This is a genomic window from Monoglobus pectinilyticus (genome assembly GCF_002874775.1).
GTDB lineage: Bacteria > Bacillota > Clostridia > Monoglobales > Monoglobaceae > Monoglobus > Monoglobus pectinilyticus.
In genome coordinates, this window is sequence record NZ_CP020991.1 from 1,594,266 (window position 1) to 1,619,203 (window position 24,938).

The following is a 24,938-nucleotide window of genomic DNA, read 5'->3' on the forward strand; positions in this document are numbered from 1 at the left end:
AATTATGAGCTTTGTTTTAATTTGGATTATTTAAGAAATTTTTGCCGGAAACGCATTATTTGGAGTTGGATAGTTTATTTACGGCTTTAGGAGGCGTGGAATTTGAAACCGAGTTTAAAGATGAGGGTTTTAACAGCGGCGGTTGGAGTGCCGGTTATTGTTTTGATTTTATTGGCTCCGACTTGGGTTATGCTATGCACGGTTATATTGTGTTCGCTTATTGGAATTTATGAATTCTACGACGCAGTGAATATGAAAAAAGAAGTGCCGCTGCTTTGTCTGTTTGGTTTTTTAGGGACCGTTATACTACCTTTGTGTGCGTTTTTGCTTCCGAAACAAATATTAACATGCGCCTATGGATATCTTGTTATTTTATTTTTGGCAATGCTCGGCAGCAATCGTAAAATAATGATTACAGACGTGGCAATGCTGATTATAAGCCTTATCTATATTCCTTTTATGCTGTCTCATCTCCTTTTTATAAGACGTTTAGATTTTGGAAATATATTGGTTTGGCTCGTGTTTCTAGGTGCGTTTATGACTGATTCGTGTGCATTTTTTGCCGGAAAGCTCTTTGGAAAGCATAAGCTTTGCCCAAATATCAGCCCCAAAAAGACAATTGAGGGAGCTGTCGGCGGAGTTATAGGCTGCGGCCTTGGATTTTTGCTGTTTGCTTTTATTATTAATACTTTTATTTCAGCATATATAGGCGGAGCAGAAATGAGTTATATGCTTATGTTTATTTTGGGTGTAATAGCGTCTTTTGTTGCTCAAATCGGCGACCTTACAGCGTCGCTTATTAAGAGGCAGTTTGGAATAAAAGATTTTGGAAAAATGTTCCCGGGTCATGGAGGAATGCTTGACAGATGCGACAGTATAATAATGGTTGCTCCGGTTGTTTTTATTTTTGCAGCTCAGATAAGTTTGTTTATATAAAAGTGTATGTTTAATAATTTTATAACTTTAATTTGAAAGCGGTAAAGGGATAGGGGGATGTTTGCTGCCTGTCCCATTATCGTTTTTCATTTTTGTTGGTATTATAATATAAAAATGGTGATATAATGAATAAAAGGGAAAATTTGGATTTAAGAGTTTCAATATTAGGCTCAACGGGTTCTATAGGAACCCAGGCACTTGAAGTAATAGATGATTTAAAAGGTATAAAAAATATTCACGTTATTGGTATTTCCGGGAATAAGAATATAAGGCTTTTGGAGGAGCAGGCCAGAAAATATCATCCAAAGCTGGTTGCTGTTCCGAATGAGGATGACGCGAAACAATTGAAAATATCTCTTGCTGATACATCTGTAGAAGTTGTGTCAGGTTCTGAAGGGCTGTCAATGGTTTCCGCAGACTCGGATGTTGATATGGTTTTGTCAGCTATTGTTGGATTTGCGGGGCTTGTTCCGACAATGCAGGCTATTAAATGCGGCAAGGACATAGCTCTTGCCAATAAAGAGACGCTTGTAACCGCAGGTAATCTTTTTATGGAAGCAATAGCAGAAAATAATGTGCGTCTGCTTCCGGTTGACAGTGAGCATTCTGCAATATTTCAAAGTATGCTTGCCGGAAATCACAGAGAGGTAAAAAAAATATTGCTCACCGCTTCGGGCGGACCATTTTTTGGAAAGACGAGAACTGAATTAGTGAATGTAACGAAAAGTGACGCGCTAAAACATCCTAACTGGGATATGGGAGCTAAAATTACAATTGACAGCGCTACGCTTATGAATAAAGGCCTAGAGGTTATAGAGGCGAAATGGCTGTTTGGCGTGGATATTGATGATATTGAAGTCGTTGTTCACAGAGAGAGCATAATACATTCTATGGTAGAATTTTGTGATAACAGTATAATAGGGCAAATGTCTCTACCTTCTATGAAGCATCCAATTCAGTATGCGTTTACGTATCCTGAAAGACTTCCGTCTGCTGATATGCAGGTTAATTTTAAGGAATTGGGTAAAATGACTTTTTATGAGCCTGACCGTAAAACTTTCAGGTGTCTTGATTTAGCAGAAAAGGCAGGAAAAATTGGAGGAACCATGCCAACTATAATTAACGCGGCAAATGAAGCGGCAGTTAATGGTTTTCTTAATGGGAAGGTGAAATTTTTAGAGATTGCAGAGATTGCAGAGAGCGCTATGAGCGAGTTTAGTTCGATTCAGAATCCTTCCCTAAACGATATTATTGAGACTGACAGAGAGGTGCGTGAGACTATATGTCAACGTTTTTAACAATTTTAGCGGCTATTATTATTTTTGGAGTAATTATTCTTATTCATGAGCTTGGACATTTTATAACAGCCCGTATTTTCGGTGTGACAGTAAACGAGTTTGCTATAGGTATGGGACCGGTTATTTATAAGAAACAGGGGAAAAATACCTTATATTCTATACGTGCAGTGCCGATGGGCGGATTTTGCGCCATGGAAGCAGAGGATGAGGAAAGCGACAGTCCGGGGGCCTTTACTAATAAAAAGCCGTGGAAGAGGATAATCGTTCTTGCTGCCGGAGCGGCTATGAATATTATTATGGGATTTATTATTGTAACAATTATAGTTATAAGTTCAGCGGCTTCAACAGGCGGAATAACCTCAACGACTATTGACACTGTTGAATCCCAAAGCGACGCCGCAAGGTTTTTGCAGCCAGGGGATAAAATAGTTGGCATTAACGGAACAACAGTTCATATAAAGAGAGATATTTCTTTTGAATTGGGTCAGTACAGCGGTGAGGGAGAATGCGAATTAAAATATAAACGTGACGGAAAAGTTTATACTGAAAAATTTACTCCTATGCAGACCACCTTAGAGGATGGAACTCCATATTATTATGTGGGATTTACCGTTAAGCAGAATTCCATAAATCCTCTGTCTGTTCTTCATGAAGGCTTTTATCAAACAATTTGGATGGTAAAACTTGTATTTGTATCGCTTGGTATGCTGCTGACCGGAGGCGCCAGCGTAACCGATTTATCCGGACCTGTCGGCGTGGTGTCTGCTATGAGCACTGTTGCAAAAACGGGATTGGCTGACTTTATTTTCTTTGCCGGTTTCCTTGCAGTAAATATCGGTGTTATGAATCTCCTTCCGCTGCCGGCGCTTGACGGCGGAAGAATTCTGTTTGTGCTTATTGAAATGATATTCAGGAAGCCGATACCCAGGGATAAGGAAGGATATGTTCATTTTATTGGATTTTTGCTTTTAATAGGACTAATGTTATTTGCAACTTGGAACGATATTGTGAGACTGCTGTCCGGATTTTTCGGGTAGCAGCAGATAATAATTTAAATCTCTTACAGCAACAAGCTGTGAGAGATTTTTTAATTAGGAGACTAATAGACTATATGCTTTTTATATTTTTAAAAAATTATTTATGACATTAATTCTGCCGCCAATTTTGATGTATGATAATAATGCAGAACAGCAGAACGTCACGCAAAATAATAAATTTATATTCTTATTGATTATTATAAGAAATCAAATACCTTATAGGTTTCTGCTGTAACGTAAAAACAATATATTTTTAAAAAAACGGATAACCTAAGGAGTTATCGGACCAGATTTGGTGCCAAACTTGCCGTACAAGAGCATGTGAATGCAGTAAATAATCTGCTACCATAAAAATAAACATTAACTGCTACTTTACGTTAATTTTTTATGCTGTTATAATACAAATATAAGAGAAATGAAAAATTAAAAGGAGTGGCAATTATGAAAACTAATTTGAAAAGAAGATTGTGTTTAATTATTTCTCTGGTATTTTTACTGAGTGCAGTAAGTTTTTCAGCTGCAGCGAATCAAACCACTGTGTCTTTAATTCACAGTGAGGGCTGGCTTGAAACAGCATATGTGACTTGGAATGAATATTCGGGTGCTGATGGTTACAATGTTTACTGCAAACAAGCCGGAGGGGAATATTTTAAGCTGGATGATGAATTGGTTAGAACATATCCGGGATATTTCAGGGCGGACGCTTTGGGACTGCCTGAGGGTGAATATATTCTAAAAGTGGTTCCGGTAAAAAACGGCGCTGAGATAACTGATGCATCAGCCGAAACAGGAGCGCTGTCCGTGATGAAACATGCACGCGAGGGTTTTGCTTTTTCTAAAAATTCTCCATACGGAACATCAAGCGGCGCGTATAATGATGACGGCACACTTAGAGAAGACGCAGATGTTATCTATGTTACAAACGGGAATAAAGATACCGTTACAATAAACGGCGATGAATCGTTGGGAGTTGGTCTTTATAATATTTTGGCTTATAGAGAGTCAAAGAAGATAAAGACAACTTTGTGCATAAGACTTATCGGCCGTGTTGATGAACCGGCGTTAACAGATAATCATACAGTGAGGTTTATCAACACCGGAAATATAACTTTGGAAGGTGTTGGCGACGACGCGCTAATATATGGCTGGATTATCACACTAAAAAGAAGCAGCAATTTTGAGATGAGAAATTTCGGAATGATGTACGGCGGTGAAGGAACCACAGGTTCGGCTGTTGTTCTTGATACTGATAATAAAAACTTTTGGGCGCACAACTGTGACTTTTTCTACGGTGCGCCGGGCAAGGACGCTGACCAAATTAAAGGCGACGGAGCTATAGATATTAAGTCAAGGTCAGATTATGTGACTGTTGCGTATAACCATATGTGGGATTTGGGCAAGACTTGTGTCTCGGGCGGTCCGTGGGAAAACAGCAATATGTATACTGATGAAGCCAAGATTTATGCTACATATCATCATAACTGGTTTGATCATACAGACTCAAGGCATCCGAGATGCGTAGTTGGCAGTAACCATGTATATAACAATTATTATGATGGCAATGCACTTTATGGAATCGGTGCGGCAATGAAAACATCGGTATTTTCAGAAAATAATTATTATAGAAATTGTCAAAGACCAATGATAATAGCGTCTCAAGGCAGCGACTGTTACAACTCTGAAACAGGAACATATAATGATAAGGGAACTCTTTCAGGCCAAATGGGCGGTATGATAAAATCCTACGGGGACGTAATTGTTGGAGCAAAAAGGTTTTATACATATCAGAACACTCCTGACGTGGGAGAGTTTGACGCGTATATAGCAAACAGCCGTGATGAGGTTGTGCCGGAAACGGTAACAGCCAAAAAAGGCGATGAAGTAGGAAAAGGGACATATAATAATTTTGATACCGATCCCAGCATTATGTATGAGTACAGTGTAGATACCGCGGAAGAAGCTGTTGAAAAGGTAAAAAAATATGCGGGCAGAGTAAACGGCGGAGACTTTAAGTGGACCTTTGATAATGCGGCTGAGGATACGAACCACGAAATAATTCCTGAACTTTTGGAGGCTATAAAGTCATATAAGTCAAAACTCGTTGCTGTTGCAGGAGGCGCTGTTCCAGTAGAACCGCCTTATGTAACGCCTACATCTGAGCCCACCAAAGACCCGGATGCAACCTCGGCGCCAACGGCAAAACCTCCGGGAGATATAACAAAAATACCAACGGGCGTAACCAGTTATGCAAAGGATTGGTTCGGCGGACAGAGTATGTCTGCCGGTGATATATCAAATGATGGTTATGTCGGCTGCTATAAGGGATCCGGAAACAGTTATAAGACAAATAAGTTTACGGCAGGAGATGTATCAATAACAAGAGGATATCAAACTAAACAGGTAGATTCACGTTCATTTTATTGTATTCCTGAGAGCGAATGTTTGGTTACGGTGTATTTTTATTCAAACGGTTCTAATTATTTAGGGTTATATACTACTGATTTAAGCACACCGGCAGCTACTTTTACACCTGAGGCAGGAGGAGACTGTTCGTTCACCTATCATTTTACAGAAGTGGGATCGCCATTGTATATAGCCGGACCTGTCGGAGATATAAATTTGGCCGGCATTTCCGTTGCAGAAGCGGGCGGCAATCCGACTGAGAGCCCGGAACCGACATCAACTCCATTTGAATACCAAATAAACAGCGCCGAATATGTTAACGGGAATCTTGAAGTTGAGATAAAATATAATAAAACAGAGAGTTCGGAAAATGCAAGTTTAATCGCTGCTGAATACAATAAATACGGAATATTAATCGGCTTTAAAACAGCGGATGTTTCAGGCAACGGAAAATTTGTTATAAATGGATTGCAGGAGACAGCAGAAAATAAAGTTGTACTTTATATTTGGAATAGTTCTGATAATATTACACCGCTTTCAGACAGTTACGAAGTTAAATAATAGAAAATAAATTAAAAGTAATAAATTTCTTCCCAATTAAAAAACTACATAGGAGATTTATGACAAAAAATAAAAATTATTAGCTGTTCTATGAGCCGGTATTATAATACCGGCTCAGTTTTTTGAAAAAGTATTAGATATAAAACGGTTTGTAAATTTCATTTTAATAGTGAAGATAAAATTAATTAACTTTATTTATTAAGTCTTATGACTTTTTTTGTTTTATTTAATGATTTAAAATATTAAAAAATATATAAATACAAAATAATAAACAAATATGTTATTTTGGGTTGTAAAAAAAGTATTTACTATAACTTTAGTGTTATGGAAAATAAATCTGAAAAACTTAAATTTTTCGGATAATATAAATTATATAAATTTTTACTTGACAAAATTTTTAAGCTATGGTATATTATATCGGTAACCGCGCAGAAGGGGTTTTATTAAGTTGCGGAAGCCACCCCAATGGCGAGTCTTGGGTAATAGGAGGTATTACGATTATGTACGCAGTTATAGAAACAGGCGGAAAGCAGTATAAGGTTGAACAGGGCGATACAGTTTTTATTGAAAAGCTTGATGTTGAAGCCGGAGAAACTGTTACGTTTGATAAGGTCTTGATTGTCGGCGGTGACGACGTTAAAGTCGGCGCTCCTTACGTTAGCGGAGCAAGCGTTACAGCTACTGTTGCTAAGAACGGCAAGTCAAAGAAAATTATTGTTTATAAGTACAAGCCTAAAAAGCATTATCACAAGAAGCAGGGACATAGGCAACCGTATACAAAGGTTGAGATTTCAGCAATCAATGCATAAGTATTGATTTTCATAATTTTTGATAGCAAGGAGTGATTAAGAATGGCTCATAAGAAGGGAATGGGTAGTACCAAAAACGGAAGAGATTCCGAGTCCAAACGCCTAGGCGTTAAAAAGGGCGATGGTCAGCCTGTTATTGCCGGAAATATCCTCGTTAGACAGAGAGGAACTAAGATTTACCCCGGAGTGAACGTTAAAAAGGGTAGTGATGATACTTTGTTCGCACTCGTTGACGGAAGAGTTAAGTTTGAACGTAAGGGCAAGACAAAGAAACAGGTTTCTGTTTACGAAATTGTTCAGTAATTTAAACAGCTATAGTGGGGTGGACTTTGTCCGCCCTTTTGTTTTTATATATTAAGTTTAAAATAATTGTATAGGATTATTGTTTTAAACTTAATATATAGTTAGAGCTATATCCAGCGCTCTTAGAGCGGAACAGGAGGAAAAATATGTTTTCAGACAGTGCGAAAATATTTATTAAAGCGGGTGACGGCGGAAACGGAGCGGTTACCTTTCATAGGGAGAAATACGTGGCGGCCGGCGGACCGGACGGCGGCGACGGAGGAAAAGGCGGAAATGTCATTTTTGTTGCTGATAAGAATGTTAATACGCTGGTTGATTTCAGATACAAAAGAAAATTTGCCGCTGAGAACGGCGGAAACGGCAGAGACGCGAACAGGAATGGCAAAAACGGAGAGCATCTTAGGATTAACGTCCCTGTTGGAACTATAGTCAGAGATGAAAAAACGGGACTTGTTATATGTGATTTGAAACAGGACGGCGAGGAGTTTGTTATTGCAAAAGGTGGTATAGGAGGCTGGGGAAACGCCCATTTTGCGACCGCTACCAGACAAGTGCCGAGATTTTCAAAACCAGGCGCGCCTGGCGATGAGAGAATGGTAACTTTGGAATTAAAATTAATCGCTGATGTTGGGCTGCTGGGATTTCCTAATGTGGGAAAATCTACATTCCTATCCATTGTCAGTGACGCGAGACCTAAAATAGCTAATTACCATTTTACTACTCTGCAGCCTAATTTGGGTGTAGTGAATATGGGTGACGGTTCATTTGTTGTAGCTGATATACCCGGAATTATTGAGGGCGCACATGAAGGAGTTGGGCTTGGTCATGAGTTTTTAAGGCATGTTGAGAGAACAAAGCTGCTTCTGCACGTTGTTGATGTTTCAGGAATTGAAGGCAGAAACCCGATTGAAGATTTTGATACAATAAATAATGAACTTAAACTGTATAGTGAAAAGTTGGCTCAAAAACGTCAGATAGTTTTAGCTAATAAATCCGATATACCGGGGTTTGAAGAAAATTATGAGGCGTTTAAGAAAGAGATGGAGGACAGAGGGTATACGGTCTTTAAGATATCGGCGGCTACTAAAGCAGGGATAAGCGAAGTTCTGAAATACACCTATGAAATTCTTTCTAAAATTCCTGATGAGGAGTTTGAAGAAGAATACGAAATGTTTGATTTGGAGTCAGACAGAAAAGCTGACGATACGATTACAGTCAGTGTGGAAGACGGAGTTTATCATGTTGAGGGCAGACGGGCACAGTTTATTGTAGGTTCTACCAATATGGAAGATTATGAATCCCTGCAGTATTTCCAGCGTGCACTTATAAAAAGCGGTGTAATAGACAAGCTAAAAGAAGCCGGAATCCAGGACGGAGACCCTGTTGAAATATATGGATGTGAATTTGACTATGTTGAATAATTTTTTAAATTGGCTTAGTATCTCGGGGTTTAATAATTTGCATATACTGGAGTCTGTAAAAATATATTTGATGATGCTGCCTTTTATTGTATTGGCGCAGTGTTTAATAGCTAAAAATTCACATAAATTAGGTAATGATTATAATCTGCACCGTGTCATTACGGTGCAGATTTTCTGCTTTCTATGCGTCGGCATTTTAACAACAACAGGTGTTCCTGATATAAAATATATTATTGCTCATAAATATTCACTGGACTTAGATATTATTAATTATAGCAAAGCGGCAATGGAAAGGTTGTCTCCTATTACCAGCAAACTTATTTATCTTTTTAATCCGGCTGAAATACATATTAATCCGTATCGTATGTATTTTAATGACCAAATGAGTTATATTCTGAACGTCATTTTATTTGTTCCCTTTGGATTCTTATTCTCTGTTCTGAGTATTGATAAATCAAAAATCGGATGGAAAAGGATTGCAGTAATAGGTTTTTTGTTTTCATTTTCAATTGAATTTATGCAATTATTTAATAGGAGAACCACAGATTTAGATGATTTAATCACCAATACATTCGGAGCGGTTTTGGGATTTATAATTTATATGATATTATATAAAAGAAAAAGATTGAATTTTATTACGAATATGCGGTGCAGCGGAAGTTTTATAACTCTTTATGAATGTGAAATATATATTGTATTAATATATGTTTTATGGTTGTTGAACCCAGTGTAAATTCGTGTGAAATTATAAATAAAAAAGAAATTATATGGAAAATATTGACATGAAATGTATTTCATGTTATAATAGCACTAATTCAATTTGAATGGTGCTATTTTTTTGTTGTATTTATATAAATGTGAATTTAAAGAACAAATTTTGGAGGATAATTTATGAAAAAAAGAATTTGTTTGGCAGTGTCTGCAGCGCTGATTTCATCTTGTTGTATTGGATATAGTGTTTTTTCTTTAGAAAAACCAAATATATTCGTTAATGGAAATCAAATAGAAACCGACGCTTTTATTCAGGACGGCGTTACCTATGTTCCTTTGAGGGCGGTTAGTGAAAGTTTGGGCGCAGATGTTGCCTGGAATGAAGAAACACAGGAAATTAATATTAGTCAGTCTCAGTCAGGCGCGGATATTTATTCATATGCTATTAATAAAATTTCGCCCAGTACTGTTGCTATAGTGGGGAACTATACCGGAAACACTACCGCAACTTATCAGGATAAATATGCGGAGGGTATAGCTCATGGTACCGGAGTTGTAATTACGTCGGGGGGAGAAATACTGACAAACGCTCATGTTGTTGAGGATATGTCGTCAATAATTGTGATTTTGTCAAACGGCGAAGGTTATGAAGGGAAAGTTAAGTATATCGACAGTGACCTTGATTTAGCTGTTGTTAAGATTGAAAAATTGGGTCTTACGGTAGCTCAGTTTGCTGATGAAAGTTCGATTTATCCAGGAAATCAAGTAGTTGCTGTCGGAACTCCGGTATCAATGTCACTGCGGAACTCGGTTTCAGCCGGGATTATCAGCGGTGTAAACCGAAGCACTTCGAGCGATTATAAGCTTATTCAGACCGACGCTGCAATTAATCCCGGTAACAGTGGAGGTCCGCTGGTTAATTTAAACGGAGAGGTTTTGGGTATATGTTCTTCCGGGTATGTTGGAACAGGAATTGAAGGGCTCAGCTTTGCGATACCTATATCGGACGTAAAATATGCAATAAATCAATTTCAAACATACGGCAAAGTAAAAAGACCAAGCTTTGGAGGGGAGTTCCAGGAGAGCGCAGCTGCGAAATATGGACTGCCAAGTAATGAAGGCCTCACGTTCTCGGGAATAGTTCCGGGCGGAGCCGCAGCAAATGCCGGAATACAGAATGGCGATATATTAATCTCTGTCGACGGCGTTTATGTAAATTCTAAAATAGACTGGAACGAACTATCAAAAAACTATTTGCCCGGAAGCGGTGCCGGCGTGCAGGTAAAGCGAGGGGATAGTTTTATAGATACATATATAACTTTTGATGAAAAATAAAAATATAAGAATTAAAAGCGGAGGATTATAAGATGAAAAATATTTTTAAAAAATTATTGGCTATGGGGATTGCGCTGATGATGGTGTCAGCATGTGTTTATCTGCCGGCATTTGCGGCTTCCGGAGACAATGAAGAAAACAATGAAAATATAGTTGTAGGCGATATTTTAGACGAGATAGGCAATGAAAATTCAGATAACAATGAAGTAACTGAAAAGAAAATTACAATTGCGTTTAAAATTGGAGACAGTATTTTAAAAATCAATGATCAGGATGTTGCTGTAACAACACCATATGAGCAGAATGGCACAACGCTTGTGCCGCTTAGGGTTATAACCGAGGCGTTTGGAGCCACTGTAGAATGGAACGACGCTGATATGGGCGTTACACTTACATATGAGGATGTTGTAATAAATATATGGATAGACAGGACGGATGCTTTGGTTAATGGTCAAAAGACTACATTGCTTTTGGCTCCTCAGCTGACAAACGATACTACAATGGTACCTCTTAGATTTATTACTGAAAATTTTGGCGCTGATGTTTCATACGATGACGCTACAGAAGCTATTTTAGTTGAGAAAACTATAGTTGAGGAAGGCGCTGTATCAGATTATTCTTCTATACTGCATAATACGGACAAAGAGTATATAGGGGACAGTTATTACGGATGGTCTATGAAAGCGTCAAAAAGTTTAAGCGTAGCAGACCGTGCGTTTGATGGAAGAAATACTGTTTTTGCTTATGGAGATAAAGCGGCTATAGGAATATTTATAACAAGATTAAACGGTATAACAAAAGATGAAGTGTTTACATTATTTAAAGAGACTGCAGGCAACAAAACTATTACAAAACAGTCGGAAAGCAAAGACTCTCAAGGTAACGATTGTCTTATAATAGAAACAAAATCATCTACTATAAAAGAATATCAGAAGCATATTATATCTGACGGACTGCTTTATACAGTTTTAGTTGAAGTCAGTCTGGACGGTGGAGACATGGATTCTATTTCTCTTGCTGAGACATTTTCCATTAACGTAAAGGATTTTAAAAACGCTGTGGATTTGTCAGACGTTGTAAATGGCAAGAGAACTTATGAGAATAAAAACTTAAAGTTCAAATTAGATATGCCCGCCGACTGGTATGAGTCATCAAATAAAGATATAGAAAATGTTATAACTTTTACAAACAGAGAAAGTTACAGTGATAACTCATACAGCTATGTTGGAGTATCTATTCAATCCGTAGATAATATTTCTTCTATTGATAGCTGGGCCAGACATGACTATGAGGGAAATAAAGAATTATATAATTTGGATTACGCAGAATTCAGTGACAGCGTGAAAACTAAATCATTTTTAGGAAACGATGCAAAGTATTACACATACAGTGTTAAGAATAGTGATGGCAAAGTGGTTGAAACTATGGAAGACATCTTCTTTGTTCAGGGTGATTATGCTTATAATTTTGCATTCAAGGTTGTTGGAAACGGCGACGCTGATATGGACGCGATAAAGAACTCTGTTACTGTTAAAGATATTGACAAGTCTAAAGTTGGAAGTTTGTTGGTTAAACAAGAGGATGATATTACATATACAACAGTAAATGGGTCAGCTAACGTAGAATACTCCGCACCGATGACATGGAATATAAATCGTGATGCTGGGAGCAACTCTTCAATGGTAAATAATGGCGTAGATACGTCTGTTATTGTTTTTGCAATTGATGGAAACTATCGTATTGAGGATGCTTTGAATTCAATGCTTAAAGATTATTCAAAAAAGAGTAAAAACTATAAGTTAATAAAGCCGGCCTCTTATACTGCTGTAGGAAGCAAGAAAGGATACCGTGCGGTTTTCTCTTATGAAGATAATCAAGGTTTGGCTTATATAATGGATATTTTTATTTGCAATGACGGTAATAATTGCGTTCAATGTATCCTTGATACTCCGATAGAGTATTATGGAGCAAAGAATATAAAGATTTTTGAAACAGTTATTGATTCGGTTAATGTAAAATAATTTCAAGTTTGAAAAGGGTTTGCAAGAAAACACCTCTTTCAAAAATACTCCACAAAAAACGGTGCTCTTTTTATGGCTAAAAGTCTGAAGAGAGCGCCGTTTTCTCACGATAATAGAGTATTTTGTGATTTGCTGTCATAATTTTGTGTTTTGCATCCCCTTTTGTTTAACACTATTATAATTAGTTATATTTTACAAACTTTAAAAATACTCTTGACAAGCGGAGTAAAATAAGTTAAAATATCAGAGTTGTAAAGCTAATTTGCTTTACAAGAGGTTTTATAGACTGAGAGCGGACTGAGGTATTATGGAGAAAAATGTTAAGGTCGCATTATTGTTTGACTTTTATAGAAATATGCTCACTTCAAGACAGGCTGAGAGCATAGATTTATATTATAACGAGGATTTATCGCTGGCTGAAATAAGCGAACATATGGGGATAACCCGCCAGGGCGTCAGAGATAATATTAAACGGGCGGAGAACACCTTGTTTGATACTGAGGATAGACTTGGGCTTGCATCCAGATTTCTTAAAATAAAATCTGATTTGTTGAAAATTGATGATATAATCCGTGATATTGAAGCTTCTCCTAATGTGAAATCTCTGTCAGATGATATAAAACATAAGATTAATGATATATTGATTATAATACATGATATAAATAATATTGAGACGGAATAGTTTTTTGTGAATTCGGTGGTTTTAGAGAATTTATTGAGGTGTATATATGGCATTTGAAAGTTTATCTGAAAAACTTCAGAACACATTTAAGAAGCTCAGGGGAAAAGGAAAAGTATCTGAGAAAGATTTAAAGGCAGCAATGCGTGAAGTTAAGCTGGCGCTTCTTGAGGCTGACGTAAACTTTAAGGTTGTAAAAGACTTTGTCAGGGATGTTTCTGAGCGTGCCGGCGGAGCGGAAGTAATGGAATCATTAACTCCGGCTCAGCAGGTAATAAAAATAGTAAATGAAGAATTGATAAAATTAATGGGCGGTGAAGCTGAGAAGCTGAATATTGCTTCAAAACCTCCCACAATTATCATGATGGCAGGTCTGCAGGGGGCCGGAAAGACTACTACTGCGGCGAAACTCGGCGGACTGCTGAAGAAGCAGGGAAAGCGGCCTTTGCTGTGTGCGTGTGACGTTTATCGTCCGGCGGCAGTAAAGCAGCTCCAGGTTGTGGGCGGTCAGCTGGAACTTCCGGTTTATGCTGAAGAGGGCGTTACCGATGCTGTTGGTATAGCTAAGCGCGGTCTTGAACATGCGGTTCAGCATTCTAACGACGTATTCATTATTGATACTGCCGGACGTCTTCATATAGACGAACAGCTTATGGATGAATTGAAAGAGATTGTCAGAGAAGTAAGCCCTACTGAAATTCTTTTGGTAGTTGACGCTATGACCGGACAGGACGCGGTAAACGTTGCTGATAAGTTTAACAGTGAGCTTGAAATTTCAGGCGTTGTTTTGACTAAGCTTGACGGTGATACCAGGGGCGGTGCAGCATTATCTGTAAGAGCTGTAACTCAGAAACCTATCAAGTTTTGCGGTATGGGAGAGAAACTCACAGACCTTGAACAGTTTTATCCGGATAGAATGGCTTCAAGAATTTTGGGCATGGGAGATATGCTCAGCCTTATTGAAAAGGCTGAACAGGCTTTAGATTTAAAGAAAGCCGAAGAACTCGAAAAGAAGCTGATGACCCAAAAGTTTACTTTCTCGGATTTTCTTGACCAAATGGAACAAATGAAAAGTATGGGTCCTATTCAAAACGTTTTGGGTATGATTCCCGGGGTGAATGCAAAAGCTCTTAAAAACGCAAGTGTTGATGAGAAAAAAATGGCTCATATAGAGGCAATTATAACATCTATGACGACTGAGGAGAGAGAGCTTAAAGATAAGCTTACTCCGTCGAGAAAAGAGAGAATTGCAAAAGGAAGCGGTACTTCTATAGTTGAGGTAAACGCATTGCTTAAACAATTTGAGCAGATGCAGAAAATGGTTAAACAGCTTTCCGGCGGCAATATGAATAAAAAGTTTAAAAGAAAAGGGCTCGGCGGAATGATGGGCGGCCCGGGAATGGGCGGCAAAGGCAGATTTCCGTTTTAAGCTTCAGAGCTTTACAGCAGTATAAATCAATAGAAAAATAATAAAATTTATATACATTAAGAATTAATTTGGAGGATTTAAAAAATGGCAGTAAAGATTCGTTTAAAGAGAATGGGAGCAAAGAAGGCACCTTTTTACCGTGTAGTTGTAGCAGACTCAAGATTTCCTAGAGACGGAAGGTTTATTGAGCAGGTAGGAACATATAATCCTATGGTAGAGCCGGCCGCTGTTGAGTTTGACGCAGAAAAGGTACAGAAGTGGATTGGAAACGGCGCTCAGCCAACTGATACAGTTAAGAGACTTTTAAAGAACAAGGGTATTATCGACTAATTTTAAATAGTTTCCCTTGCGGGAGGATGAAAAAATGAAAGAACTGTTGGAATTTATAGCTAAGTCAATGGTTACTGACCCTGAGTCTGTTCAGGTTGAGGTTGTCGAGAAAGAAAACCTTACAGTTCTGAAGCTCCATGTCGCTGAAAGCGATATGGGTAAGGTTATAGGAAAGCAGGGAAGAATTGCTAAGGCTATAAGAACTGTTATAAAGAGTGCGGGCAGCCGCGAGAATAAAAAAGTTGTTGTGGACATTTTATAGTCTAAAGGTTATCTCGTTTTGAGATAGCCTTTTAACGTATTGGATATTTTGCGTCTGACAAGAGGTGGCAAATATGAACACATTCGAAAGAATATATGAGATAGTAAAACAAATTCCCGGCGGCAAGGTTGCAACTTACGGACAGATAGCGTCTTTGGCAGGAAATCCCCGTCTTGCAAGAGTTGTGGGTTATGCTCTGCATGTCAATCCTGAACCTGACGAAATACCGTGTTTCAGAGTGGTGAACAGAAACGGATGCACGTCTAAGGCATTTGCCTTTGGAGGCGAGGATCATCAGAGAATGATGCTGGAACTTGACGGAGTAATATTTACAGATGATGGAAGAGTGGATTTAGATAAATGTCTGTGGGATGGAAATGTGAATACAGTTAAAATTGAAAAATCAAGCGATATTACAGAGGAGTAAAATGATGAAAGATGATTTGCTGGAGATAGGAAAAATTGTTAATACGCATGGTATTAGGGGAGAGGTAAAAATACAGCCTTGGTGTGATGAACCCGAGTTATTTGACGAGCTGGAGTATTTATTTATAGAAGGGGAAAAATATAATATTGTGCGTAACCGTTTTCATAAAACATGCCAAATCGTTCAGCTGGAAAATGTGAACAACATTGATGATGCTGAAAGATTTAAAAATAAAATAGTATATATAAACAGAGATGCTTTGGAACTGCCTGAGGGGAGATACTATATTGCCGATATTGAAGGGCTCACTGTAAAGGAACAGAACGGCAGAATTTTGGGCGTTGTCGACGAAATAATTAAGACAGGAAGTAATGATGTGTATTCCTTAAAAGATACATTCAACAAAAAGCCGGTGCTTATTCCGGTTATTGAAGGAGTGGTTCTTGAGACAAATATAGACGGAGGATATATAGTAGTCAAGCTGCCTAAAGGTTTGATTGATGACTAGGAATTTATTTCTTGTATAAGTTTTGAAAAGGAAGCGGGGATTTTTCAGTTATGAAGTTTGATATATTAACGCTTTTTCCGGAAATGTTTGAAGCCGTATTGGATAAAAGTATAATAGGCCGGGCTAAGGAAAAAGGTTTGCTTGAATTAAATTATATACAGATAAGGGATTTTGCATTTAATAAACACAGGAGCGTGGACGATTATCCTTATGGCGGCGGACAGGGCATGGTAATGCAGGCTGAGCCTATTTTTAAGGCGTATGAAAGCGTGACTGAAGATTTAAATTATAAACCTTATACTGTTTATATGTCTCCGCAGGGAAGAACTTTCAGACAATCCACAGCAAAACGTATGGCAAAAAAGTATGACCATGTTGTTATACTTTGCGGACATTATGAAGGGGTGGACCAGAGACTTATTGATGAGATAATAGATGAAGAAATTTCTATTGGGGATTTTGTTCTGACCGGGGGAGAAATTGCGGCGATGGCCGTGGTAGACGCCGTTGCGCGTCTGATACCCGGAGTTTTAAAATCTGAGGAGGCTTTTTCGGACGAATCTCACTATAGCGGATTGCTGGAGTATCCGCAGTATACAAGACCTGAAGTTTGGCATAATGAGAAGGTTCCTGATATATTACTAAGCGGGCATCACAAAAATATTGAGAATTGGAAAAGAAAGATGTCTATAGAAAATACTTTTAAAAAGCGCAAGAGCATGCTTAACAAAGCTCGTTTGACAGAAGAAGAACAAGAATTCGTAAAAAAATTAAAATTAGAAAATAAATAGCAATTTTAATAATTTAAACGCCTTATTTGAGGAATACTTAAATGAGGTGTTTTTTTCTGTACTGTTAAAACTGAAAGCCATTTTTTGTAATAATGATAAAATTTTTATAAAACAGTTGTTTTTTGTCTTATAATGTGGTAAAATTATATTTAATTATAATTGTAATAAGTATGTTTGAAAACAGTATATAAATGACCCAGAAAGGTGGTTGAGTTATCAATGAAGTGTGAAAAGTGTGGCGCTGACATTCCGGCGGGAGCGAAAACCTGTCCCAAGTGCAATGCCGCTGCCCCCCAAAACACCGTTCCGCAGAATAAAAATGTTAACACAACTGATAAAAATAAGAGTGCGTCTGCCGGAAAGAAAAATACAAATTCCAATTCCAATCAGAAGTTAACTTCGTCAGGCAAGATTAATACTTCAGAACAAGCTCCTTCCGGTACAGAGGATAATGAGTTTGACAGACAGTATTCTCTGATGTTTGAAAGTAATCAGTCAAATGTTGGAGACGCTGATTATGAAATTGATGAATCTTTGAAAAAGAAAAGGGAAGCAAGATATGACGACAGTTTTGCTAATATGACAGACGACGAGAAAATCAAGGCGTTAGAAGCGGCAAGATTGGCAAGAAAAGAAAGACGCGAAAAAAAGCAGGCAAAAAGAAGCGGCGGTATTTTTTCCTCATTCTCCGGTCAGGATAAAGAAAATAAGACTGTTAAAGAAACAGTTGAAACCGGTGAGCGTTCTGATTCTTCTGCTCCATTCGGTCAAAGAAGCCATAAAGCTGCCGGTGCCGCAGAGAGAAAGATTGAAAGAGTACAGAGTTCTTCTGATATTTCAACTGTAAGCGGATCTGCCGATAAGTCTGATGCAGCAGAAAAGCGCCCGAAAAGGAGCGGCAAGCGTTCAAAAAACTTTAAGGTATCGCCTAAAACCGGTTTGATAGCCGGCGTTATTGTTGCGGTTCTTGTTATAGCGGTTGTTATAGCTTCTGTAAATATGGCGTCTAAAGTTACTGCGGGTATTCCGGCAACGCCAACGGTGTATGCTAAGGATAACTCTCTTTATTCCTATTATGGCGGCAAATCAGTAGAGGTCAGTCAGAATTTCATCGCCAGCGAATATACGGAACAGACTGAACCGACAACAACTCCAAATAGAAACAGATACGATGACGAGGAAGAAACTCCCACGCCGGCACCACAGTTTGAACCCATAAAAGAAAAAGAGCTTATAAATTATACTGCTGACGGAACTTTGTCTTATTTCCTGGATAATGCTGATTTAAACAATAATACAGGTTCATTGCAGTATACTCAGAACGGCAAAAAAAATTCTACAGTTAAGATTGCGGATAACGTATATTATGATATTGAGATTGCTGAAGACGGAAGCGGAGTTTTATATTTGACGGATACTGATGAATTTGGTGCCGGAGGAACTCTTAATTTTTGGTCTAATATCTCTAAAAAGGCTGTAAAGCTTTCTGATAATGTGAATATTGGAAATTTCCGATTCGGACAGAACGGAAACAGTGCCTTATATATAACAGAATATAACGGCGAGTATTTTGTAGGCGATTTATACCTTGCAGAAATAACAAAAGGCGAGGTTGCTGAGGCTAAAAAAATAGAGTCTGATGTATACAAGATATTTGGAACAAATCCAACAGGAAAGTCAGTGGTATATGCTAAAAACTATAACACTGAAAACGAGTGCTTTGAAATATATCTTAAAAATGATAACTTAGGTGAACCTGTTATGGTCACAGACGGTTCCAGAATAGAACCTGTTTTCCTGAAAAATTCAGAGGGCATGTATATAGGCGGAACGTATGAGGAGTATTATCAGAGCCTGTATTATGCAAGTCTTGAAAATGGCGAGAAAGAAAAAATTGCCGGCGGACTTACAGAGATAATAAAGATGAGCAAGGATGAACAGGCTGTAGTTTTCAGAAAGGCAAACGCTGAGGGAACGGCTTTTGATTATTTTTATGCAAACCAAGCCGGGACAGAAGGTCAGCTGATAGCTGAAAATGTGACTGTGCTTGATGATGAGGACCATAAAAAGGTATCACAGTTTGAAATAAATGACGACTTTACTAAGGCCGGGTTTATTCAGGGATATGATCTTGCTAATGAGAGCGGAGCATTGTTTGTTGTTTCAATAACTAACGGAGTGGTTGGTTCAGATAAAAAAATCAGCGACACTGCTTATTCATGCAATATAACACCTGACGGACAGACAATCAGATATGCTGATAATTATGATATAAAATGGAATTTGGTAACACTGAACGCATATACAGGCGAACAATCGAAGGTTTTGGCGCAGGAGGTTGGCGCAGGAGCATTTTCTTTTGATAAAACAGGTTCATATATTGTATATGCTAAAAATTATAGTTTAGAAACCAGAACAGGAGACGTTTATTGTGTTGACAATAAAGGAAAAACTGTTGATGTTGTTAAAGGCGTAAGTTCATATGGCCTCAAAAATAATGGTGAGATAGTGTATTATAATAAACAAGACAACGGTTCAAACTTTGAGTTGTTCTTTACCAGAGAAGACGGTAAAAAGTCAAAGTCTATTGACAAGGATGTTACCAAGGTGGTATTATATTAAATTATTATGAAAAAAATCGGAATAATGGGCGGAACATTCAATCCGCCCCATTTGGGTCATTTTGTTATTGCAGAACAGGCGGCCGAACAGCTGGATTTATGCAGAGTATTGTTTATACCTACCGGCAGAATAGTTTATAAAAATACTGATAAATCGGCCGGAGGCTGGGACAGATATAATATGCTGGATAAGGTTGTTTCAAAAAATCCGATGTTTGATTTGTCTGATATAGAGATAACGCAGGACGAGACGACATATACGGCTAATACTCTCGCAAAACTTCGAAAAATTTATCCGAATAATGAGTATGAGATATATTTTATTATAGGTGCTGATTCTCTTGATTATATCGAAAAGTGGTATAAGCCTGAGAAGATTTTTGAACAGTGTACGGTAGCTGTTGCCGGCCGGACAGGATTTACTGACGAAAACATGAATGAAAAGATTAATATTTTGAGAAACATGTATTCAGCTGATATTATAAGAATAGATGTGCCGTTTATAGACGTATCTTCAAGTATGCTCCGGGAAAGAGTGAAAGAAGGGAAATCTATCAGATATTTTACGGATGACAGTATTATAGAATATATTTTAAATAAAGGGCTTTATCAAGCGTGTAAGAATTAATTCTACGGAGGTGTGCCGGTTTGTTAGAAATCGACGGGATAAAAAGTGAATTAAAAAAAATCCTCAGTGAGAGACGTTATGTCCATTCTTTGGGTGTGGCGGAAGAAGCTGAAAAATTGGCTCGGAGATATGGCGCAGACCAATCAAAGGCGTATTTGGCAGGACTGGTTCATGATTGTGCCAAAGAGTTTCCGCCGGAAGAGATGGAGGGAATTCTTAAAACTGAATACGGTGTGCCGGTTGATTCTATGTCGCGTCTTATGCCCAAAATTCTGCATGGACCATTGGGAGCATGCGAGGCGCAGAGGAAGTTTGAAATTTATGATCCGGAAATTTTAGACGCTATTAAGTATCATACAACTGGCAAGGGAAATATGAGCACCCTTGCCAAGATAATTTATATAGCTGATTACATAGAGCCAAACAGAGACTTTGAAGGTGTCGAAAAACTGCGGCGCTTAGCTTATGAAAATATAGACGAGGCCATAATAGCCGGTATAGATGAAACTATTTTAGATTTAATCAAAAGAGGTCTTATAATTCATCCTGACACTGTTCATGCAAGAAACGATTTAATAATCAAGCGCAGCCAGAGATAAGAGTGCGTGTATAGACAAAGGAGAAGTCGGTATTATGAGAAGAAAATCACCGTTTCGCCGCATGATGGCTGTTGTGTTGGTGATTGTATTTGCGTTTGTGGGTTTTAATTTCGGTAAAATGTTCTTTGGCGATAACGCTGAGTCAAGACTTACAGAGGTTACAAACATTATTGTGGCGGGCGTCGATGTGGACGGTTACAGAACGGACCTCATTTTATTTGTTCAAGTGAATAATATTGATAAAAAAGTGAGTGTTCTGCAAATACCGCGTGATACTAAAGTTAATAATAAGAGAAATGATAAAAAGATAAATTCCGCTTACTTTTCGGGGATAGAGACTTTGAAAAAAGAAGTTGAAAGCGTTACCGGACTGCATGCGGACTTCTTTGCAACCATTACTTTTGACGCCTTTAAAGAGATTGTTGACGCTTTGGGCGGCGTTACTGTAGAAGTTCCTATAGACATGAATTATCATGACCCGATTCAGGGGCTTAGCATCGAGCTTAAAGCAGGAAAACAAAAGCTAGACGGCGAGCATGCTATGATGTTTATGAGATTCAGAAAGAATGACGACGGAACAGGATATCCTATGGGAGATCTTGATAGAAATAAAGCGCAGAAAGAGTTTTATTCTGCGGTCATGAAAAAAGCTTTGAGCCCGATTGGAATATTAAAAGCACCGTTTTTATACAGTGCTGTTATGAAAAACACCACTACAGACTTAAACAATGCCGAGGTTAGGGAACTTATGTTTGATATGTTTACTATTGGAAAGAATAATGTTAATATATATCAGCTTCCCGGAGATTCTAAATATATCAGTAACATCTCATATTTTGTTGTGAGCGAAAGAGAAGCTAAAGCAATGATAAGTGAAAATTTTAGATAATAAATTTAAGTTTGTATTAAGAAAGGATAAAAAATATGGCAAGTACTAATGAGACAGTGAATAAAATTGTAAAAATACTTGACGGTAAAAAAGGAAGAGATATTGAAGTATTAAATATATCTGAACTTACAACAATGACAGATTATTTTATAATTGTTACCGGAGGTTCTGATACCCAGGTAAAGGCTTTGTGCGACAATGTTGAAGAGGAGCTTGAAAAGGAAGGTCTTACACCTGTTAATAAAGAAGGATATAAGACGGCGCAGTGGATTCTTTTGGCGTATGATGAAGTTGTAGTTCATATTTTTCTTGGGGAGACAAGAGAATTTTACGGATTGGAACGTGTTTGGAAAGATGGAATAAGGGTCGACGTTTCAGATCTGCTGGTGTAAAAACAGAAATATTTAAACGTTAATAACAGTAATCAGGAAGGAATGAATAGGATTGAGGTACGATTTTAAGAATATTGAAGAAAAATGGCAGAAAAAGTGGGAAGACAACGGAGCATTTAAAATAAATGAGGATGATAACGGAAAGCCAAAATATTATGCGCTTGAGATGTTTCCTTATCCGTCAGGCAACCTTCATATGGGCCATGTCAGAAATTATTCAATAGGAGATGTTGTGGCAAGGTATAAGAAGATGCAGGGGTATAATGTTCTGCATCCGATGGGCTGGGATTCTTTTGGTCTGCCTGCTGAAAATGCCGCAATTAAAAACGGACTTGATCCCGCTGAGTGGACTTGGTCGAATATCGATAATATGCGCGGACAGCTGAAACGGCTGGGATTCAGTTATGATTGGGACCGCGAGGTTGCTACGGCTAAGCCTGATTATTACAAATTTACTCAATGGATGTTTGAACAGTTATATAAGCATAATTTGGCTTACAAAAAGAAATCATATGTAAACTGGTGTCCTTCATGCAAAACAGTGCTGGCTAATGAGCAGGTTGTTAACGGCAAGTGTGAACGCTGTAAAAGTGAAGTTGGGAAAAAGGATTTGGAACAGTGGTTCTTTAAAATAACAGATTATGCTCAGAGGCTTTTGGATGATATTGATAAGCTCGGCGGATGGCCTGATAAGGTTAAATCCATGCAGACTAACTGGATCGGCAGAAGCGAAGGAGCGGAGATAAGATTTAAGATAGACGGAATGGATAAGGAACTCACTGTATACACCACGAGACCCGATACAATTTTTGGCGTTAGTTATATGGTTATTGCTCCTGAACATCCGGTTGTTGGTGAACTGATAAAAGGAAGCGAAACCGAAGCGGAATGCAGGGAGTTTATAAAAAAGGTTCAGAATCAAAGTGAAATTGTCCGCTCGGCGACAGATACAGAAAAAGAAGGCGTGTTCACCGGAACATATTTGATTCATCCATTCACAGGTGAAAAAATACCTCTGTATTTGGCTAACTATGTGTTTTTGGATTATGGAACTGGTATAGTAATGGGAGTTCCGGCGCATGACCAGCGTGATTTTGATTTTGCTAAGAAATATAACTTACCTATAAAAATTGTTATTCAGCCAAAAGGCCAAAATATGAAGTCTGAAGATATGACCGAAGCGTTTGCGGCTGAGGGTATAATGGAAAATTCAGGTCAGTTTAATGGCATGGACAGCAAAGAGGCGCTTGATTCTATAATTAAATATATAGATGAAAAGGGTATAGGAGAGAAAAAAGTAAACTTTAGGCTCAGAGATTGGCTAATCTCAAGACAGAGATATTGGGGAGCTCCAATTCCTGTGGTTTATTGTGAAAAGTGCGGCGAAGTGTTAGTGCCCGAAGAACAGCTGCCGGTGATTTTGCCTGAGAACGTGGAGTTTACCGGTCAGGGAAAGTCACCGCTAAGCGAGTGTGATGAGTTTGTAAATACAACCTGTCCTAAATGCGGAGGCCCTGCAAAACGTGAGACGGATACAATGGATACGTTTGTATGCTCTTCCTGGTATTATTTGAGATATTGTGACCCTCATAATGATAAGATGCCTTTTGATAAAGAAAAGACTGATTATTGGATGAATGTTGACCAATATATAGGAGGAGTTGAACATGCGATTCTTCACTTGCTGTATTCAAGATTTTTTACAAAGGCGCTTCATGATTTTGGATATTTGAGCTGTGAAGAACCGTTTGAAAATTTACTGACGCAGGGAATGGTATTAAAGGACGGAACTAAGATGTCAAAATCACTTGGCAATGTAGTAAGTCCTGAAGAAATAATAGAGAAGTACGGAGCTGATACAGCGAGACTGTTTATATTATTCGCTGCTCCTCCCGAGAGGGATTTAGACTGGAATGACACTGCTGTTGAAGGGGCTTATAGATTCCTTAACAGAGTTTGGAGAGCTGTTGAAGATTTAAAATGTTATGTTATCAGTGATACCTCTGATATGTCTGATTTGAATGATGACGATAAAAAGTTAAGGCTTGCGGTTCACACTACAATTAAGAAAGTTACTGCTGATTGTGAGAGATTCAGTTTTAATACAGCAATAAGTTCTGTTATGGAAATGGTAAACGCGCTTTATGTCTATAAGGAAAAGGTGAACAAGGAAAACTATAACAAGTCGGTTATAACTGAAGCTTTGGAATCGTTAGTTATATTGCTTTGTCCTTTTGTTCCTCATATTTCATCGGAGCTTTGGGAGCTTATGGGAAAAGAAACAGATATAACAAGCGAAAACTGGCTGAAATATGATGATAACGCTTTAGTTGTAGATGAGATTGAGATTGTTCTTCAAATTAACGGAAAGATAAGAGATAAACTGAAAATCAATCCTGATATGAGCCCTGATGAAATGAAAGAGCTAGCTTTGGAAAGCGAAAAAATACAGGAGCTTATAGACGGAAAAGAAATAGTAAAGTGTATCGCTGTTCCTAAAAAGCTGATAAATATTGTTGTTAAAGGATAAAAACTGGAGTTTTGCAAA

Annotated in this window: 23 protein-coding genes; all 23 read left to right on the forward strand. The window is 38.1% G+C overall.

All coding sequences use genetic code 11. The features are described from left to right. The first annotated feature begins 102 nt into the window (after window positions 1–102). The 23 genes from B9O19_RS06935 to leuS all read left to right on the forward strand — a co-directional run bounded on the left by B9O19_RS06935 (window position 103) and on the right by leuS (window position 24,920). Window positions 103–936: a phosphatidate cytidylyltransferase gene (locus B9O19_RS06935; protein WP_102365736.1), complete on the forward strand. Its 834-nt coding sequence runs from the start codon at window positions 103–105 to the stop codon at window positions 934–936. 143 nt (window positions 937–1,079) lie between these two features. Beyond that, window positions 1,080–2,234 (forward strand): 1-deoxy-D-xylulose-5-phosphate reductoisomerase, encoded by a 1,155-nt coding sequence (locus B9O19_RS06940; protein ID WP_102366631.1) that lies wholly within the window; start codon window positions 1,080–1,082, stop codon window positions 2,232–2,234. Further along, on the forward strand, window positions 2,219–3,271 hold the full coding sequence (gene rseP, locus B9O19_RS06945; RefSeq protein WP_102365737.1) for an RIP metalloprotease RseP: 1,053 nt from the start codon (window positions 2,219–2,221) through the stop codon (window positions 3,269–3,271). Before B9O19_RS06940 ends, rseP begins: the two co-directional genes overlap by 16 nt. Before the next feature lie 441 nt (window positions 3,272–3,712). After that, window positions 3,713–6,235: a pectate lyase family protein gene (locus tag B9O19_RS06950; protein ID WP_102365738.1), complete on the forward strand. Its 2,523-nt coding sequence runs from the start codon at window positions 3,713–3,715 to the stop codon at window positions 6,233–6,235. A gap of 500 nt (window positions 6,236–6,735) precedes the next feature. Then, window positions 6,736–7,044 carry a 50S ribosomal protein L21 gene (gene rplU, locus B9O19_RS06955; RefSeq protein WP_102365739.1) on the forward strand — a complete coding sequence of 103 codons (309 nt, stop codon included), beginning with the start codon at window positions 6,736–6,738 and terminating at the stop codon, window positions 7,042–7,044. Window positions 7,045–7,086: 42 nt separating this feature from the next. Next, entirely contained in the window at window positions 7,087–7,347 is a 261-nt protein-coding gene (rpmA, locus tag B9O19_RS06960; RefSeq protein WP_102365740.1) for a 50S ribosomal protein L27, read from the forward strand. A 146-nt stretch (window positions 7,348–7,493) separates the two neighbouring features. Further along, window positions 7,494–8,768, forward strand: a complete 1,275-nt coding sequence (obgE, locus tag B9O19_RS06965) for a GTPase ObgE (protein ID WP_102365741.1) — start codon at window positions 7,494–7,496, stop codon at window positions 8,766–8,768. 37 nt (window positions 8,769–8,805) lie between these two features. After that, entirely contained in the window at window positions 8,806–9,501 is a 696-nt protein-coding gene (locus B9O19_RS06970) for a VanZ family protein (RefSeq protein WP_158648932.1), read from the forward strand. A 158-nt stretch (window positions 9,502–9,659) separates the two neighbouring features. After that, window positions 9,660–10,814, forward strand: coding sequence for a trypsin-like peptidase domain-containing protein (locus tag B9O19_RS06975; protein ID WP_102365743.1), 1,155 nt, complete (start codon window positions 9,660–9,662; stop codon window positions 10,812–10,814). Between the two features lie 32 nt (window positions 10,815–10,846). Next, window positions 10,847–12,835: a stalk domain-containing protein gene (locus B9O19_RS06980; protein WP_102365744.1), complete on the forward strand. Its 1,989-nt coding sequence runs from the start codon at window positions 10,847–10,849 to the stop codon at window positions 12,833–12,835. A 307-nt stretch (window positions 12,836–13,142) separates the two neighbouring features. Then, window positions 13,143–13,517 (forward strand): YlxM family DNA-binding protein, encoded by a 375-nt coding sequence (gene ylxM, locus B9O19_RS06985; protein WP_102365745.1) that lies wholly within the window; start codon window positions 13,143–13,145, stop codon window positions 13,515–13,517. Between the two features lie 46 nt (window positions 13,518–13,563). After that, window positions 13,564–14,943 carry a signal recognition particle protein gene (gene ffh, locus B9O19_RS06990; RefSeq protein ID WP_102365746.1) on the forward strand — a complete coding sequence of 460 codons (1,380 nt, stop codon included), beginning with the start codon at window positions 13,564–13,566 and terminating at the stop codon, window positions 14,941–14,943. 84 nt (window positions 14,944–15,027) lie between these two features. Beyond that, window positions 15,028–15,273 (forward strand): 30S ribosomal protein S16, encoded by a 246-nt coding sequence (gene rpsP, locus B9O19_RS06995; RefSeq protein ID WP_102365747.1) that lies wholly within the window; start codon window positions 15,028–15,030, stop codon window positions 15,271–15,273. A 34-nt stretch (window positions 15,274–15,307) separates the two neighbouring features. Further along, entirely contained in the window at window positions 15,308–15,535 is a 228-nt protein-coding gene (locus B9O19_RS07000; protein WP_102365748.1) for a KH domain-containing protein, read from the forward strand. A 73-nt stretch (window positions 15,536–15,608) separates the two neighbouring features. After that, window positions 15,609–15,962: an MGMT family protein gene (locus B9O19_RS07005; protein WP_102365749.1), complete on the forward strand. Its 354-nt coding sequence runs from the start codon at window positions 15,609–15,611 to the stop codon at window positions 15,960–15,962. Between the two features lies 1 nt (window position 15,963). Then, window positions 15,964–16,470: a ribosome maturation factor RimM gene (rimM, locus tag B9O19_RS07010; RefSeq protein WP_102365750.1), complete on the forward strand. Its 507-nt coding sequence runs from the start codon at window positions 15,964–15,966 to the stop codon at window positions 16,468–16,470. 50 nt (window positions 16,471–16,520) lie between these two features. After that, window positions 16,521–17,261: a tRNA (guanosine(37)-N1)-methyltransferase TrmD gene (gene trmD, locus B9O19_RS07015; RefSeq protein WP_102365751.1), complete on the forward strand. Its 741-nt coding sequence runs from the start codon at window positions 16,521–16,523 to the stop codon at window positions 17,259–17,261. Between the two features lie 219 nt (window positions 17,262–17,480). Next, a complete protein-coding gene (locus tag B9O19_RS07020; protein ID WP_102365752.1) occupies window positions 17,481–19,883 on the forward strand; it encodes a zinc ribbon domain-containing protein in 2,403 nt (800 codons plus the stop codon). A 6-nt stretch (window positions 19,884–19,889) separates the two neighbouring features. After that, a complete protein-coding gene (nadD, locus tag B9O19_RS07025; RefSeq protein ID WP_102365753.1) occupies window positions 19,890–20,510 on the forward strand; it encodes a nicotinate-nucleotide adenylyltransferase in 621 nt (206 codons plus the stop codon). Window positions 20,511–20,530: 20 nt separating this feature from the next. After that, entirely contained in the window at window positions 20,531–21,109 is a 579-nt protein-coding gene (gene yqeK / locus B9O19_RS07030) for a bis(5'-nucleosyl)-tetraphosphatase (symmetrical) YqeK (RefSeq protein WP_207655123.1), read from the forward strand. A gap of 34 nt (window positions 21,110–21,143) precedes the next feature. After that, on the forward strand, window positions 21,144–21,998 hold the full coding sequence (locus tag B9O19_RS07035) for an LCP family protein (protein ID WP_102365754.1): 855 nt from the start codon (window positions 21,144–21,146) through the stop codon (window positions 21,996–21,998). Between the two features lie 35 nt (window positions 21,999–22,033). Continuing rightward, window positions 22,034–22,390, forward strand: coding sequence for a ribosome silencing factor (gene rsfS / locus B9O19_RS07040; RefSeq protein ID WP_102365755.1), 357 nt, complete (start codon window positions 22,034–22,036; stop codon window positions 22,388–22,390). A 52-nt stretch (window positions 22,391–22,442) separates the two neighbouring features. Then, complete coding sequence (leuS, locus tag B9O19_RS07045; protein ID WP_102365756.1) at window positions 22,443–24,920, forward strand: leucine--tRNA ligase; 2,478 nt, start codon at window positions 22,443–22,445, stop codon at window positions 24,918–24,920. The last annotated feature ends 18 nt before the right edge of the window (window positions 24,921–24,938 follow it).